Consider the following 14,507-nt stretch of genomic DNA (forward strand, 5'->3'; position numbering starts at 1 on the left):
GAATCTACGGGGTGACAGGTCATGACTTCTGAGTCGTCCGAAACATCTGAACCGTCGTCATCGGAGCAGTGGTACGACGACGCTGCCGGACCGGTGGTGCGGCCCTACGCGATGACACGGGGCCGTACCAGCCATGCCGCGAAGGCCAGAATCGACCTGATCGCCCTGGTGATCACCGAGCGGGCGCCCGGCGACGGGGACCCGATCGACGACCACACCCTGTCGCCCGAGCACCTCGACATCGTCGAGCGCTGCCAGTACCAGGCCATCTCCGTCGCTGAGTTGGCGGCCGACCTCGACCTTCCGGTGGGCGTGGTCCGGGTGCTGGTCGGCGACCTGGTGGAAGCCGCGCACGTGCACATTCACAAGCCGGTGCCGCCGGCCGAGTTGCCCGATGTGAGCATCCTGCGCGAGGTGATCAATGGCCTGCGCGCCTTGTAGCGTCGGACCAGGCCCGATCCCGGTCCGAGCAGTCCCCGCCACCGCCGTCACCGCGCCCGCCGACGCGCTGCGGCAGAAACCGTCACCAGGGCAAGTAACCTGTGTGACACGTGAGTTGTGAGTACGCCACCCGCGGGCGTCCCCTCGCCCGCCCCGGTAGGGAAGTAGAGAAGAGACCATGGCCGCCGTGCGCACCGAACGTCGTCCCGAGCAGCCCGCCAAAGAGCCGGTGGCGCTCAAGCTGCTGGTGGCCGGCGGTTTCGGCGCGGGCAAGACCACGCTGGTCGGCGCGGTCAGCGAGATCCGCCCGCTGCGCACCGAGGAGTCGCTGAGCGAGGTCGGCCGCCCGGTCGACAGCACCGTCGGGGTCGAGGGCAAGCGGACCACCACGGTCGCCATGGACTTCGGCCGGATCACGCTGCGCGAGAACCTGGTGCTCTACCTGTTCGGCACTCCCGGGCAGGACCGATTCTGGTTCCTGTGGGACGAGTTGGCGCAGGGTGCGCTCGGCGCGGTGGTGCTCGCCGACACCCGGCGGCTGGCCGACTGCTTCGCCGCCGTCGACTACTTCGAGCAGCGCGGCATCCCCTTCGCGGTGGCCGTCAACTGCTTCGACGGCGCCGAGTTGCACGACCCGCAGCACGTCCGCGAGGCGCTCGACATCGAGGCGGGCGTGCCGGTGGTGCTGTGCGACGCGCGCGAGCGCGACTCGGCGAAGAACGTCCTGATCAGCGTGGTCGAGCACGCCGCGAACATGGCGGCGCGGCGGAGCGCCGGGTAACTGCCCTCGTCTGAAACACGGTTGACGGTGCATCAGTCTTGATCCGTGATCCGTGATCCGTGAGCCGTCGGTCGTGGGTTGGCCGGCGGCTCACGTGTGTGCGGGGACGTCCGGGCCATCCGCCGTGTCCGCGCCGGCGGTGCCCCCCTCCTGCGGCGCCGAACTCCCGTTCTCCGCGAGCCACTTCGCCGCAGTCTCGCCGAGTTCCGCGTCCCGTCCCGCGAGCATCGTGGTGATCATCTTCACGTCGCCGCGCAGTGACCACGCGGGGTGCCCGAAGGTCGCCGGGTTGTTCCCCTCGATCAGGAAGTGCGCGGGCCACGCGGTCCCGTAGCCGATCAGCGGGAGCGCGGCGGCGTATCGCGCCCGCCCGCGGGCCAGGCCGTAGCCGCTGACCGCGAGTCCGGTCAGCGTGCCGACGAGATGCACCCAGCGGGTCGCCGCCTTGGAGTGCATCGCCACGTAGTAGGGCCAGAACTCCTCGAAGGAGCCGTAGGTCTGCTTCGTCATTACCGCACAGTAGCGCCGGGCCTGGACCTTGTCAGGGGTCCGTGCTATGTTCTTCTCATATCGAGAAGTACTCATAGTGAGAATGACTCGGGACGGGTACGGGCGGCGCGACGCGGCCGGCAAGCGGATGGAGGGGGCTGTCGTGGACGCGGCGCAGCATGACCACAGTGACGAACAGGAGCTGCGGGAGCGGGACTTCCTCGCCGACTACGACCCGCGCGCGTTCGACCCGATCGCGGTGACCGTCGACGTGGTAGTGCTGACCCTGCGTCAGGGCCGGCTGCACGTCCTCGCGATCGAGCGCGGCGGACCGCCGTTCGCAGGAGCCTGGGCGCTGCCCGGCGGGTTCGTCCGGGCCGGGAAGGAGTCGCTCGACGCGGCCGCGGCCCGCGAACTCGCCGAGGAGACCGGCCTGGACGCCACCACGCTCGGCCGGGTCCACCTCGAACAGCTCGGTTCGTACGGCCACCCGGACCGCGACCCGCGCATGCACGTCGTCTCGATCGCCTACCTCGCCTTCGCGCCGGGCCTGCCCGACGCCCAGGCGGGTGGCGACGCGGCCGGCGCCGACTGGCTCCCGGTGGCGGCGGTCGCCCCCGCCGGGCAACCGGAAACGGCAGCTCGGCGTCCCTTCGAGCAGGGTCGGCCGACCGGAACCCACGGGGGTGGTACCGGTCGCCGACCCGTTCCTTCGGCACCCGGCGAGGCCGTGCTCGCCTTCGACCACCCGCTCATCCTCGCCGACGCCCTGGAGCGGGCCCGCGGCAAGATCGAGTACACGCCGCTGGCGACCGCGTTCCTCGCCGAGACCTTCACCATCAGCGAGTTGCGCGCGGTCTACGAGACGGTGTGGGGCGCCTCGCTGCACGCCGGCAACTTCCACCGCAAGGTGCTGTCCGTCCCCGGCTTCGTGGAGTCCACCGGGCAGACCGACACCCGCCCCGGCAGCCGCGGCGGTCCCCGCGCCCGCCTCTACCGGGCCGGCGACGCCAAGCTGCTGCACCCCGCGCTTCTGCGGCCGGACCGTGAGGCGGACATACGATGAGCGCCGCCGCCGCGCGTACCGTCCCCGGCCGCTCGGCTGCCGCCGCCGGACCGGGCGGGCACCCACACCCACAAGCCGACCGGCACCCGGCAGCGGACGGCCGACCCGAACCACGCACCTTCGACGAGGCCCTGGCCGTACTCGACAGCGGCGGCACCGCTTTCCCCGCCGACCCCGTGCAGGCCGCGAGCCGCTTCCGCCGGCTGGCCCGGCTGCTCCACCCGGACACCGCACCGCCCGGCCGCGCCGCGCAGGCCACCGCCGCGTTCGCCCGGCTCACCGCCGCCTGGCACGACCACGACCGGCAGATCCTCACCGGCCCCCGGTACCGCTACGTACTCGGCCCGCTGCTGGCCGCCGGCGACCTAGCCGACCTGCACACCGCCCGCTACGACCACGACGGCGAGCGCCGCACCGCCGTCCTGAAGATCCCCCGGCAGCCGCGCGACAACGACCTCGCCGAGCACGAGGCCGACGTCCTGACCCGTCTCCACACCGTCGGCGAACGTCGGCACCGCGCCTACGCGCCCACCCTCGTGGAGAGTTTCCGGCACCACGCCGACGACGGCACCGAGCGCCTGGTCAACGCGCTCGCGCCGCTCACCGGCTTCCACAGCCTCGCCGCCGTCGCGGCCGCCCACCCCGGCGGGCTCGACCCTCCCCCATGGCCCTGCGGGCGTGGGGGCGCCCCCAGACGCCGCGTGGATGTGGCGCCGCCTGCTCACCGCGCTGGGCTGGGCCCACCGCGCCGGGCTGGTGCACGGCGCGGTTTTCCCCGAACACGTCCTCATCCAACCCGAGTTGCACGGTCTGGTACTGGTCGACTGGTGCTACGCCACCGCTGTCGGCACCGACGTACCTGTCCTGATCCACCACCACGCCGACGACTACCCGCCCGAGGCGCGGCAGCACCAACCCGCCTCCCCGGCCACCGACATCCACCTCGCCTCGCTCTGCGTACGCCGCCTGGTCGGCCCCCACGCCCCGGGCCCGATGCGCGCCTTCCTGCGCGGCTGCACCCTGCCCGGCCAGAACTCCCGTCCGCAGGACGCCTGGCAGCTGCTCGCCGAACTCGACGACCTCCTCGACCGGCTCTACGGGCCCCGCATTTTCCGCCCGTTCACGATGCCGACTGCCAACTGACCGACCCGGCAGGGCCGTTCACTCGGCGTGCGGTGTCGGCGAAGCACCGGTCGGCCACCACCCGCCACACACGCCACCACTTCACCAGGGGGAACACCATGGGCAGCGGAAGCTGGTCCACCAACGTCTACGACGCCGCCGAGCGCTACCGTTCGGCCTCCGGCGCCAGCGCCTTCGCCTACAGCGACCGCGTCAAGCACAGCGCACCGCGGTCGAGTTGGGCAGCGCACCCCTCGCTCGAACCGCACGGCCTCAGCACCCGCGAGAGCCGCGACTCCGCCGAGCACCCCACCTCGCTGGCCATCTCCGTGCTCTTCGACGTCACCGGCTCGATGGGCGGCGTCCCGCGGGTCCTCCAGACCAAGCTGCCTGAACTTTTCGGACTGCTGCTGCGCAAGGGCTACACCGAGCACCCGCAGATCCTCTTCGGCGGCGTCGGCGACGCCACCTGCGACCGAGTGCCGCTCCAGCTCGGCCAGTTCGAGTCCGACAACCGGATGGACGAGCAGCTCGGCAACATCCTCCTCGAAGGCGGAGGAGGCGGCCAGATGACCGAGTCCTACGAACTCGCCCTCTACGCCATGGCCCGGCACACGTCCCTGGACTGCCACGAGAAGCGGGGCCGCCGCGGCTACCTCTTCCTCATCGGCGACGAGATGCCCTACGGCAAGGTGAAGGCCCGCGAGATCCGCGACGTGCTCGGCGACCCCGTCCAGGAGGACATCCCGCTGCCCGAGATCCTCGCCGAACTGCGCCGCAAGTTCCACGTCTTCTACATCCTCCCGGCCGGCGCCTCGCACGCCGGCAACTCCGAGGTCCTCACCCTCTGGCGCCGCCTGCTGGGCCAGAACGTGATCGAGCTGGACGACCTCGACGCCGTCTGCGAGACCATCGCGCTCACCGTCGGCCTCGGCGAGGAGGCCATCGACCTCGCCGCGGGCCTCGCCGACCTGGCCGAGGTCGGCTCCACCGTGGGCCCCTCGGTGGCCCGGGCGCTCACCCCCCTGACGCGCTGACGCCGGCCCGCCCCGCCCGCTCGCCTGCCGCCCGTACGGCGGGCGGGGTGGGCAGGGCGGGATGGGGCAGGTCAGAGCCGGTGCGAGGCCGGATCAGGACAGACGGTCACCCCGGCGACCCGGTACCCGGCGCGCGTACTGCGGCCCGGCAACGCAAGGAGTTCCCCGTGCACACCATGGTCGTCGACCTCGGCTACGGCGACGCCGGCAAGGGCGCCGTGGTCGCGCGCCTGTGCCAGGAGCGGACCGTCACCGCCGTCGTACGGTTCAACGGCGGCCCGCAGGCCGCCCACAACGTGGTGACCGCCGACGGCCGCCACCACACCTTCGCCCAGTTCGGCGCCGGCACCTTCCACGGCACCCCCACCCACCTGTCCCGCTTCATGTCCGTCGACCCGCTCGCCCTGGCCGCGGAGGCCGACCACCTCCGCGCCCTGGGCGTCCCGGCGCCGTACGGCCTGCTCACCGTGGACCGCGCGGCGCGCCTCGTCACGCCGTACCACGCCGCCGCCAACCGGCTGCGCGAGCAGGCCCGCGGCGCGGACCGGCACGGCTCGTGCGGCATGGGTGTGGGGGAGACCGCCCGCTACGGCCTGGCGCACCCGGCCGACGCGCCGACCGTGGGCGACTGCGCCTCCCGGCCGCGGCTGCTGCGCACGTTGTGCCTGCTGCGCGACCGCCTCACCGACGAGCTCGGGCCGCTGCCCGCGCCGCCGGTCGAGGACTGCGCGGCCGCGTTCGCCGCGTTCGCCGACGCGGTGGCCCTCACCGACGAGACCCACCTGCGCCGCCTGGTCCGCTTTGGCCCGCTCGTCTTCGAAGGCGCCCAGGGCGTCCTGCTCGACGAGTGGCACGGCTTCCACCCGTACACCACCTGGTCGACCACCACCTTCGCCAACGCCGAGACGCTGCTCGCCGAGGCCGGCGCGGCGGATGCGGCGCGCCGGATCGGCGTGGTCCGCACGTACACCGTCCGGCACGGTCCTGGCCCGCACGTCACCGAGGAGCCGGAACTGGCCGCGGCACTGCCCGAACCGCACAACGGCCACGGCCGCTGGCAAGGCGCCTTCCGCGTCGGGCACTTCGACGCGGTCGCGCACGCGTACGCCGTCGCGGTGTGCGGGGGAGTGGACGCGCTGGCCGTCACCCACCTGGACGCGCCGCCGCGCTGCCCGGCACTGCGGATCTGCCACGGCTACGCGATCGAGGGCCGGTTGGTGGAACGACTCCCGGTAAGCCCGGCCGGCGACCTCGACCGCCAGGTCACGCTCACCCGCCAACTGCTGCGCGCGCACCCCGCGTTGTGGTCCACGCCCGAGCACTGGCCCGCCACGATCAGTGCCTTGCTCGGTGCACCGGTGGTGATGGAGTCGTACGGCCCGGCCCGCCAGGCGCTGACCGGTGCCGGGGTCGGATAGGGTCCGCGAGTGCCCACCGACCCCCCGCACGCCGGCTCCCAGCCCGCCAACTCCCCGTACACCGACCCCGATCGCGTCGACATCGGTCACGTCGAACCCGATCGCGCCGATTCCGATCCCGCCGACACCGCCCGTGCGGGCTCGTACCGCCCCGACTCGCACTGCTCCACCTGCGGAACGCCCTACCCCGACGCCGGGGTCTGGCCGCGCACCTGCCCCGCCTGCGGCCACACCGCCTACCACAACCCGCTGCCGGTCGCGGTGTGCCTGCTGCCGGTCCACGACGCGGACGGCACCGGTCTCGTCGTCATCCGCCGCACCATCCGGCCCGCGCTCGGCCGGCTCGCGCTTCCCGGCGGTTTCATCGACTTCGGCGAGACCTGGCAGCAGGCCACCACAAGGGAGTTGGCGGAGGAGACCGGAATCGTCGCCGGGGCGGCCGACGTGGTGCTCGCCGACGCCCTGACCGACACCGAGGGCGGCTACCTGCTGCTGTTCGGCCTGCTGCCGCCGCGCCCGGTCGGCGAACTGCCGCCCTCCGTGCCGACCGACGAGACCGAGGGCTACGAACTGCTGCACGCACCGCAGGAGTTGGGGTTCCCGCTGCACACCCTCGCGGTGCGCCGCTGGTTCGACGGCGGCTACGCCTCCAGCCCCCGCACCCGCACCTCGTAGCCGACCTCGCCGCCGCCCTCCCGCTCCACCACGACCTGGTCCTCCTTCCAGTGCGACACGAAGTGCTCCCGGCGCGGCGGCGCCCACCCCTCCGGGTCACCGACGACGACCTCGCCGCCCCCGCCCCGGCCCGGGCGCGGCGCCCACGCCTCCAGCTGCACCGCCCCGTCGGCCCCGGCCACCGGCAGCACCGCCCCGGCCCTGGCCAGCACCGGAATCCGGCCCAGCGGCGCCTCCACCCGCACCGTCGAACGCCCCCGGTAGGCCACGCCGGAACCGGTGTCGTGCCACAGCCCGCGCGGCAGCCGCACCTGCCGGCTCGTGGCACCCTCCGTGAGCACCGGCGCCACCAGCAGCGACTCCCCGAGCAGGAAGGCGTCCTCGCAGTCCCGCAACGCCCGGTCGCCCGGCGACTTCCACCACAGCGGCCGCACATACGGCGCCCCGGTGCGGTGCGCGACGTGCGCCAGCGTCTCCAGGTACGGCATCAGCCGCCCCCGCTCCCGGAGCGCCGCCCGAGCGTGCTCCAACACCTCGGGACCGAACTCCCACGGCTCCCGCAGCCCCGCGTCGATCGCCGAGTGGGTGCGGAACAGCGGTAGATACGCGCCGAGTTGGAACCAGCGCAGATACAGCTCCGGCGACGGCGTGCCGGTGAAGCCGCCCACGTCCGGCCCGGAGTACGGCACCCCGCACAGCCCCAGGCCCAACACCAGCGCCAGCGAGGCCCGCAGCCCCTCCCACCCGGTCGCCACATCGCCCGACCAGGTGCCGCCGTACCGCTGCATCCCCGCCCAGCCCGAGCGGGAGAAGAGGAACGGCCGCTGCTCCGGCCGCAGTTCGCGCAGGCCCTCGTAGCCGGCCCGGGCCATCGACAGCCCGTACACGTTGTGCGCCTCGCGGTGGTCGCCGCCGCGGCCGTCCAACGCGTGCCGGGCCGACAGCGGCAGCGTCGGATCACCGAACGCCGCGAAGGACACCGGCTCGTTCATGTCGTGCCAGAACCCGGCGAACCCTTTCGCCAGCCGCTCCTCGTACAGACCGCCCCACCAGGCGCGCGCGGCCGGATCGGTGAAATCGGGGAAGGCCGCCTCGCCCGGCCACACCACCCCGCGCACCTCGTGCCCCCGCGCGTCCCGTACGAACGCGCCCGCCGCCGCCCCGCTGTCGTACACCGCCAGCCCCGGCTCCGCCTTCACCGCCGGGTCCACGATCGACACCAGGCGCACCCCGTGCTCGCCCAACTCCTTGGCCAGGCCGGGAAGATCGGGGAAGGTCCGCGGATCGGCGGTGAAGACCCGGTGCCCGTCGAAGTGGTCGATGTCCAGATGCAGCACCGACAGCGGCAGCGCACGCTCCCGATACCCGGCCGCGACCCGCCGCACCTCGTCCTGGCTGCCGAACCCCCACCGAGAATGCTGGTGGCCCAGCGCCCAGCGCGGCGGCAGCGCGGGCCGCCCGGTCAGCGCCGTCCACCCCGCCAGCACCCGGGCGGGCGTACCGGCGATCACCCAGTACCGCAGCTGCCCGCCGTCCATCCGCAGCCGGCTGATCCCCGCCTGGTCCGGCGCCGACCCGGCGCCCTCCCGGCCGTCCCACAGCGCGACCTCGCCGTCCCACGTGTTGTCGTGGAAGGCCAGATGGCAGCCCGCGTCCGCGACCACGAGCTGCACCGGCATGGTGATGTACAGCGGGTCGTCGCCCGGCCCGAACGCCCCGCCAGGATCGGTGTTCCACAGCCGGTACCGGCCGGTGCGCAGCACCGGACCCGCCGCCCGCCCGCCCATGCCGAACACCCGCGCGTCGGCCGGCAGCCGCGCCCGCTGCTCCCAGCGCGGCGCCCGGCCGTCCCCCTGCCCGGCCGCGGGGACCCGCCACGACGGCGGCCCCTCCGAGCGCAGCAGCAGCCCGCCCGGCGTACGGAAGTCCACCACCCCCCGCTGCGAGATCCGCACCGTGATCCGCTCGGACACCACCCGCCAGCCCGCGCCGTCCGGCTCCAGCAGCGCCCGCGGGTCGGCCGGCGGACAGTCGCCGGCCAGGGCGTACGACGGCAGCGGCCCGGCGCCGTCCCAGCCGCAGAAGACCGCGCCGCCCACCGCCACCCGCACCCGCAACTCCGCCCGCGCGAACCGCACCACGCCGCCGCCCGGCTCCGGGTCCGCCCCCACCACCTGTCCCGGCGTACGCGCCCGCTCCGGGCCGGGCACGGGCAGGTCCCTGGCATCCAGCGCCCGCCGCCGCACCGCCCAGCGCACCGCGAGCCGCCCCCGCGCGGAGCCCAGCATCCGGGCCGCCCGCAGCAGATCGGCCCCCTCCGCCCGCTGCCGTCGCAGCGCCGCCCGCAGGCCCCGCACCTCGCCGACGACCTCCCCCCACACCGCGCCCAGCAGATACCCAGCGTCCATGCCCCCACCCTCCCATCGGCCCGGGAACCCGCGCCGCTCGTTCAGCCGCTGTTCACCTCGACGATCATGCCCGGCCGCGGCCCGGCACCCACCCGCCACCGGCCACCGTCCGGTGCGACCCGCCCCACACCACCCGGGCCACCCTGGCGTCCAAGACGATCACATGGCATCGTCCTGCCCAGTCCCCGGGCGACGGACGCCCATCCGGACGAACCACCGACGCAACGACGCGTACCGTCCGGGAGCCGCCCATGAGCACCACGCCCGAGCCCGCCGCCAGCAGCCCCGAGCCGCTGTGGAGCCCGAGCCCCGAACGGATCGCCGGCGCCCGGCTGACCCGCTTCCAGCAGTGGGCCGCCCAGCAGCACGGCGCCCCCGCCGCCACGGGCACCGACCCCGTCGCCGACTACGCGGCCCTGCATGCCTGGTCCGTGCGCGCGCCCGAGGCGTTCTGGCGCGCGGTCACCGAGTGGTTCGACGTCCGCTTCTCCACCCCCGCCGAGACGGTCCTCGCCGATCCGGCGATGCCCGGCGCGCGCTGGTTCCCCGGCGCCCGGCTCAACTACGCCGAGCACGCCCTGCGTCCCGCCCTCGACCCCGACCGCGCCGCCCGACCCGCCCTCGTCCACGTCGACGAACGGCACGAACCGGCCACCGTCACCTGGGCCGAACTGAGCCGCCAGGTCGCCTCGCTCGCCGCCGAACTGCGCCGGCTCGGCGTCACCCCCGGCGACCGCGTCAGCGGCTACGTACCCAACACCGCGCACGCGGTCGTCGCACTCCTGGCCACCGCGGCCGTCGGCGGCGTATGGACCTCCTGCGCCCCGGACTTCGGCGCCCGCAGCGTGCTGGACCGCTTCCAACAGGTCGAGCCGGTCGTGTTGTTCGCGGTCGACGGCTACCGCTACGGCGGCAAGACCCACGACCGCACCGCCACCGTCGCCGCACTGCGCGCCGGCCTGCCCACGGTGCGCGCCACCATCCACATCCCGCTGCTCGGCACCGAGGCCCCCGAAGACGCCCTGCACTGGGACGCGTCGACCACGTCCGAGGCCGAACCCGACTACGAGCAGGTCCCGTTCGACCACCCGCTGTGGGTGCTGTACTCCTCCGGCACCACAGGCCTGCCCAAGGCCATCGTCCAGTCCCAGGGCGGCATCCTGCTCGAACACCTCAAGCAGACCGGCCTGCACCTCGACCTCGGCCCCGGCGACCGCTTCTTCTGGTACACCTCCACCGGCTGGATGATGTGGAACTTCCTCGTCTCCGGCCTGCTGGCGGGCGCCACGATCGTGCTCTACGACGGCGCGCCCGGCTACCCCGACACCGCGGCCCAGTGGCGGGTCGTGGAGCGGACCGGCACCACCGTCTTCGGCACGTCGGCCGCCTACGTCATCGCCTGCCGCAAGGCGGAGGTGCACCCCGGACGCGACTTCGACCTCTCAGCGGTCGGCTGCGTGGCCACCACCGGCTCCCCGCTGCCCCCCGACGGATTCCGCTGGCTGCACGACGAGGTCGCCGCCGACCTGTGGATCGCCTCGGTCAGCGGCGGTACCGACGTGTGCAGTTGCTTCGCCGGCGGCGTGCCGACCCTGCCGGTATACGTCGGCGAACTCCAAGCACCCTGTCTGGGCACGGACCTTCAGGCGTGGGACGCCCAAGGGCGGCCGGTGGTCGACGAGGTGGGGGAGCTGGTGGTCACCAACCCGATGCCCTCCATGCCGATCCGGTTCTGGAACGACCCTGGCGACACGCGCTACCGCGAGAGCTACTTCGAGATGTTCCCCGGCGTGTGGCGGCACGGCGACTGGATCACCCTCACCTCACGCGGCACCGTCGTCATCCACGGCCGCTCCGACTCCACCCTCAACCGCCAGGGCGTCCGGATGGGCTCCTCCGACATCTACGAGGTCGTCGAACGCCTCCCGGAGATCGCCGAATCCCTCGTCATCGGCGTCGAACAGCCCGACGGGGGCTACTGGATGCCGCTGTTCGTCCGGCTCGCCCCCGGCGCCGCGCTCGACGACGGGCTGCGCGACCGCATCCGCACCGCGATCCGCGCCCAACTCTCCCCGCGCCACGTGCCGGACGAGGTCATCGCGGTCCCCGGAGTGCCGCACACCCTCACCGGCAAGCGCATCGAGGTCCCGGTCAAGCGGCTCCTCCAGGGCACCGCGCTCGACAAGGCGGTCAACCCCGGCTCGGTGGACGACCTGGAGGTGCTGCGCTTCTACGAGCGGCTCGCCGCCGAACGCGCCGCCGGCGGCCGCCCGTAGCTCCGGCGGCTCCCGGCGCTCACCCGCAACGGCCCGCGGCACCAGGATCGGCGCCGCGGGCCGCCGTCGTCACATCGTCATACCGTCACATCCCCGGTCGGTTCCGGTACGTCGGTTCCGGCGCGGAGCCGCGTTGTCAGTGGGTGCGGCTACGGTGAGTGAGCAGTGGTGGTCGGGCCGTACCGGTTCCGGCCTCCACCGACCCGTACCGACCCGTGCTGACCCGCACCGACTCCAGGGGGAACCCATGCCACCCACCGCCGACCACACCGGCCGACCCGACCAGCCCGCCACCCGCGAGAACGCCCGCACGCGCTCCCGTTCCCGCCCCGAGCAGGCACCCGCCGGCGCCCGCGCACCCCGCACCGGCCGCCCCGGCGGCCGACCGGGACGCACCCGCCTGCGCCGCGCCCTGCGCCGCGAAGCCCCCACCGTCGTCTCCCTGCTCCTCGACGACCAGGACTTCACCGCCATGACCCGGCACCCCAGCTTCCCCTTCGACGACTACGGGCAGTATCTACACCACCTCGACGGACTCCTGCGCGGCCTGCACGCCCAAGGCACGCACATCGCCGTCACCCACTTCGACCCCGACGCATACGACGACTACTGCCGCAGCACCCGCCGGCCACCGGACACCCCCGACACCCGCACCCGCTACGTCGCGGAGGCCACCACCACCGGCCCCACCGTCCACTACGCCCGCCAACCCGTCACGGAACTGCGCGCCTTCCTCGGCCGCGAAGCCGACCGCCGAGCCGTATGGCAGCGCGCCACCGACCTCCTCATGGACGCCGGCTCCTGCCCCGACTGCGGTCAGGACCTCGCGCACTGCGCCTTCGACGACGCGTCCGACACCCTCCTACGGCTGCTGGACGCCGTCGGCCCCGGCGCCCACCACCTCGTGTGCAGCCTCCCCACCGAAGACGGCCCACCTCTCCCCGCCGCCCTCCACGCCCACACCTCGCCCGACGGCGAACCCCACTTCGCCGAGGCCGACGCCCTCGTCCTGTGCACCCTCATCGCCGCCGCCACCGTCACCGGCCGCACCGCCGGACTCGTCATCCGCACCTTCGACCCCGACGGTGACACCGTCCGCGGCTGGGAACTGCACCACGGCGACCCCCAACCGCTCACCGAAGCCGCCGTCTTCGACGCCTACTGCACCGACCCCACCACCGGCACTCCCATCCCCCCGGAACCCGGCGTCCGCTACGCCGCCGGCATCCCCCTCCCGTAACGAGCCGAGCGGACAACCGCGCGACCAGCCCCCACCGGCGGAAGGCCCGGCACCTTCCGCCGGGGTGCCGGACGCGCGGTCCCGCACCCCGGCTTGCCCGGACCACCCGAGCTACCGGACCACCCGAACTACTCGCCCGACAGGACCGCTTGCGCAGCTCCCCGGGCCGCATCCGCGCTGTCCGTCGCCCGCGCCGCCGCCGCGGCCCGCTCGCACTGCGCCACCGTGTACTTCGCCAACGTCGTCCGCACATACGGGATCGACGCCGCCCCCATCGAAAGGCTGGTCACCCCCAACCCCGTCAGCACACACGCCAGCAGCGGATCGGCCGCCGCCTCACCGCAGACCCCGCAGCTCTTCCCCTCGGCCCGAGCCGCCTCCGCAGCGGCCGCCACCAGGTCGAGCAGCGCCGGCTGCCACGGGTCCTGCCACCGTGCCACCGCCCCCACCTGCCGGTCCGCCGCGAAGGTGTACTGCGCCAGGTCGTTCGTCCCCAGCGAAAGGAACTCCACCTCCTTCAGCACCGACCGCGCCCGCAGCGCCGCCGAGGGAATCTCCACCATCGCCCCGAACTTCGCCGGCAGCCCGGCCGCGCGGCACGCGTCCGCGAACGCCTTCGCGTCCTGCCGGTCCGCGACCATCGGCGCCATGACCTCCAGGTGCACCGGAAGCCCCTCCACCGCGCGCGCCAGCGCCCGCAACTGCGTCCGCAACACCTCGGGGTGCTCCAGCAGCGACCGCAACCCCCGCACACCCAGCGCCGGATTCGGCTCGTCCGCGGGCGTCAGGAAGTCCAGCGGCTTGTCGGCGCCGGCATCCAGCACCCGCACCACCACCCGCCCCTCCGGAAACGCCTCCAGCACCTGCCGGTACGCCTCGACCTGCTTCTCCTCCGAGGGCGCCGCCGCGGAATCGTCCAGGAACAGGAACTCCGTACGGAACAGCCCCACCCCTTCGGCACCCGCCGCCACGGCAGCCGCCACGTCCCCAGGGCCACCGACGTTCGCCAGCAGCGGCACCCGATGACCGTCCGACGTCACGCCCGGCCCCGAAGACGCCGCCAGCGCCGCCTTCCGCTCCGCCGCGGCCTCCGTCAGCGCGGCCCGCTTCTCCTCGCTCGGCTCCACGAACACCTCACCGGTGCTCCCGTCCACCGCCACCACGGTGCCCTCCGCCAGCTCACCCGCACCCGCCAGCGCCACCACCGCCGGCACCCCCAGCGCCCGGGCCAGAATCGCGCTGTGGCTGGTCGGCCCGCCCTCTTCCGTCACGAACCCCAGCACCAGCGCGGGGTCCAGCAACGCCGTGTCCGCCGGCGCCAGGTCCCGCGCGATCAGCACGTACGGCTCGTCGCTGTCCGGCACCCCCGGCATCGGCACCCCCAGCAGCCGCGCCACGATCCGGTTGCGCACGTCGTCCAGGTCCGCCACCCGCCCGGCCAGGTACTCACCCGCACCCGCCAGCAGCGCCCGGTACGAGGCGAACGCGTCGTACGCCGCCCGCTCCGCGGTACTCCCCACCGCGACCCGCCGCTCGATGTCGGCCATCAACTCC

General features: G+C 74.0%; 13 protein-coding genes (1 of these 13 running past the window's edge). 9 read left to right on the forward strand and 4 right to left on the reverse strand.

Going from position 1 to position 14,507, the window contains the following annotated elements; genetic code table 11:
• The first annotated feature begins 21 nt into the window (after nucleotides 1–21).
• Both OG370_RS37875 and OG370_RS37880 read left to right on the forward strand, forming a co-directional pair.
• Nucleotides 22–441, forward strand: a complete 420-nt coding sequence (locus tag OG370_RS37875; RefSeq protein ID WP_328472457.1) for a DUF742 domain-containing protein — start codon at nucleotides 22–24, stop codon at nucleotides 439–441.
• A 178-nt stretch (nucleotides 442–619) separates the two neighbouring features.
• Nucleotides 620–1,222 (forward strand): GTP-binding protein, encoded by a 603-nt coding sequence (locus tag OG370_RS37880; protein ID WP_328472459.1) that lies wholly within the window; start codon nucleotides 620–622, stop codon nucleotides 1,220–1,222.
• A gap of 90 nt (nucleotides 1,223–1,312) precedes the next feature.
• Here the strand turns inward: OG370_RS37880 and OG370_RS37885 are convergent, their stop codons facing one another.
• On the reverse strand, nucleotides 1,313–1,732 hold the full coding sequence (locus OG370_RS37885) for a DUF962 domain-containing protein (RefSeq protein WP_328472461.1): 420 nt from the start codon (nucleotides 1,730–1,732) through the stop codon (nucleotides 1,313–1,315).
• An 82-nt stretch (nucleotides 1,733–1,814) separates the two neighbouring features.
• On the opposite strand from OG370_RS37885, the gene OG370_RS37890 reads away from it, so the two are divergent.
• The gene (locus OG370_RS37890; RefSeq protein ID WP_443060926.1) at nucleotides 1,815–2,777 is read left to right on the forward strand and encodes an NUDIX hydrolase; all 963 of its coding nucleotides are present in this window, start codon (nucleotides 1,815–1,817) and stop codon (nucleotides 2,775–2,777) included.
• 365 nt (nucleotides 2,778–3,142) lie between these two features.
• Here OG370_RS37890 and OG370_RS37895 read toward each other — a convergent pair whose 3' ends face one another.
• The gene (locus tag OG370_RS37895) at nucleotides 3,143–3,418 is read right to left on the reverse strand and encodes a hypothetical protein (protein ID WP_328472465.1); all 276 of its coding nucleotides are present in this window, start codon (nucleotides 3,416–3,418) and stop codon (nucleotides 3,143–3,145) included.
• Between the two features lie 37 nt (nucleotides 3,419–3,455).
• Here OG370_RS37895 and OG370_RS37900 point away from each other — a divergent pair, with 37 nt between their 5' ends.
• From OG370_RS37900 to OG370_RS37915, 4 genes are all read left to right on the forward strand, one after another.
• Nucleotides 3,456–3,920, forward strand: coding sequence for a hypothetical protein (locus OG370_RS37900; protein WP_328472467.1), 465 nt, complete (start codon nucleotides 3,456–3,458; stop codon nucleotides 3,918–3,920).
• 98 nt (nucleotides 3,921–4,018) lie between these two features.
• Nucleotides 4,019–4,936, forward strand: a complete 918-nt coding sequence (locus OG370_RS37905) for a hypothetical protein (protein WP_328472469.1) — start codon at nucleotides 4,019–4,021, stop codon at nucleotides 4,934–4,936.
• 176 nt (nucleotides 4,937–5,112) lie between these two features.
• The gene (locus OG370_RS37910) at nucleotides 5,113–6,354 is read left to right on the forward strand and encodes an adenylosuccinate synthetase (RefSeq protein ID WP_328474808.1); all 1,242 of its coding nucleotides are present in this window, start codon (nucleotides 5,113–5,115) and stop codon (nucleotides 6,352–6,354) included.
• Nucleotides 6,355–6,435: 81 nt separating this feature from the next.
• Nucleotides 6,436–7,029 carry an NUDIX domain-containing protein gene (locus OG370_RS37915; protein ID WP_443060927.1) on the forward strand — a complete coding sequence of 198 codons (594 nt, stop codon included), beginning with the start codon at nucleotides 6,436–6,438 and terminating at the stop codon, nucleotides 7,027–7,029.
• On the opposite strand, the gene OG370_RS37920 is transcribed toward OG370_RS37915, so the two are convergent.
• Nucleotides 6,996–9,317, reverse strand: a complete 2,322-nt coding sequence (locus tag OG370_RS37920) for a glycoside hydrolase family 31 protein (RefSeq protein WP_328474810.1) — start codon at nucleotides 9,315–9,317, stop codon at nucleotides 6,996–6,998. The two genes, OG370_RS37915 and OG370_RS37920, sit on opposite strands and share 34 nt — an antisense overlap.
• A 371-nt stretch (nucleotides 9,318–9,688) precedes the next feature.
• Between OG370_RS37920 and OG370_RS37925 the strand changes: the two genes are divergently transcribed.
• Both OG370_RS37925 and OG370_RS37930 read left to right on the forward strand, forming a co-directional pair.
• The gene (locus OG370_RS37925; RefSeq protein WP_328472473.1) at nucleotides 9,689–11,713 is read left to right on the forward strand and encodes an acetoacetate--CoA ligase; all 2,025 of its coding nucleotides are present in this window, start codon (nucleotides 9,689–9,691) and stop codon (nucleotides 11,711–11,713) included.
• A gap of 247 nt (nucleotides 11,714–11,960) precedes the next feature.
• Nucleotides 11,961–12,953: a hypothetical protein gene (locus OG370_RS37930; protein ID WP_328472475.1), complete on the forward strand. Its 993-nt coding sequence runs from the start codon at nucleotides 11,961–11,963 to the stop codon at nucleotides 12,951–12,953.
• Between the two features lie 128 nt (nucleotides 12,954–13,081).
• Here OG370_RS37930 and ptsP read toward each other — a convergent pair whose 3' ends face one another.
• Nucleotides 13,082–14,507 carry the 3' portion of a phosphoenolpyruvate--protein phosphotransferase gene (ptsP, locus tag OG370_RS37935; protein ID WP_328472477.1) on the reverse strand. 245 nt of this gene lie beyond the right edge of the window, so the window shows 1,426 of its 1,671 coding nt (coding positions 246–1,671); its start codon lies beyond the right edge, outside the window; its stop codon occupies nucleotides 13,082–13,084.

Origin of the sequence: Streptomyces sp. NBC_00448, from assembly GCF_036014115.1 — a bacterium.
Classification (GTDB): domain Bacteria; phylum Actinomycetota; class Actinomycetes; order Streptomycetales; family Streptomycetaceae; genus Actinacidiphila.

Coding starts and splice junctions, on each gene's coding strand:
- OG370_RS37880 (WP_328472459.1), top strand. CDS start 620: ATGGCCGCCGTGCGCACCGAACGTCGTCCCGAGCAGCCCGCCAAAGAG.
- OG370_RS37885 (WP_328472461.1), bottom strand. CDS start 1,732: ATGACGAAGCAGACCTACGGCTCCTTCGAGGAGTTCTGGCCCTACTAC.
- OG370_RS37930 (WP_328472475.1), top strand. CDS start 11,961: ATGCCACCCACCGCCGACCACACCGGCCGACCCGACCAGCCCGCCACC.
- OG370_RS37890 (WP_443060926.1), top strand. CDS start 1,815: ATGACTCGGGACGGGTACGGGCGGCGCGACGCGGCCGGCAAGCGGATG.
- OG370_RS37910 (WP_328474808.1), top strand. CDS start 5,113: ATGGTCGTCGACCTCGGCTACGGCGACGCCGGCAAGGGCGCCGTGGTC.
- OG370_RS37905 (WP_328472469.1), top strand. CDS start 4,019: ATGGGCAGCGGAAGCTGGTCCACCAACGTCTACGACGCCGCCGAGCGC.
- OG370_RS37875 (WP_328472457.1), top strand. CDS start 22: ATGACTTCTGAGTCGTCCGAAACATCTGAACCGTCGTCATCGGAGCAG.
- OG370_RS37925 (WP_328472473.1), top strand. CDS start 9,689: ATGAGCACCACGCCCGAGCCCGCCGCCAGCAGCCCCGAGCCGCTGTGG.
- OG370_RS37920 (WP_328474810.1), bottom strand. CDS start 9,317: ATGCTGGGCTCCGCGCGGGGGCGGCTCGCGGTGCGCTGGGCGGTGCGG.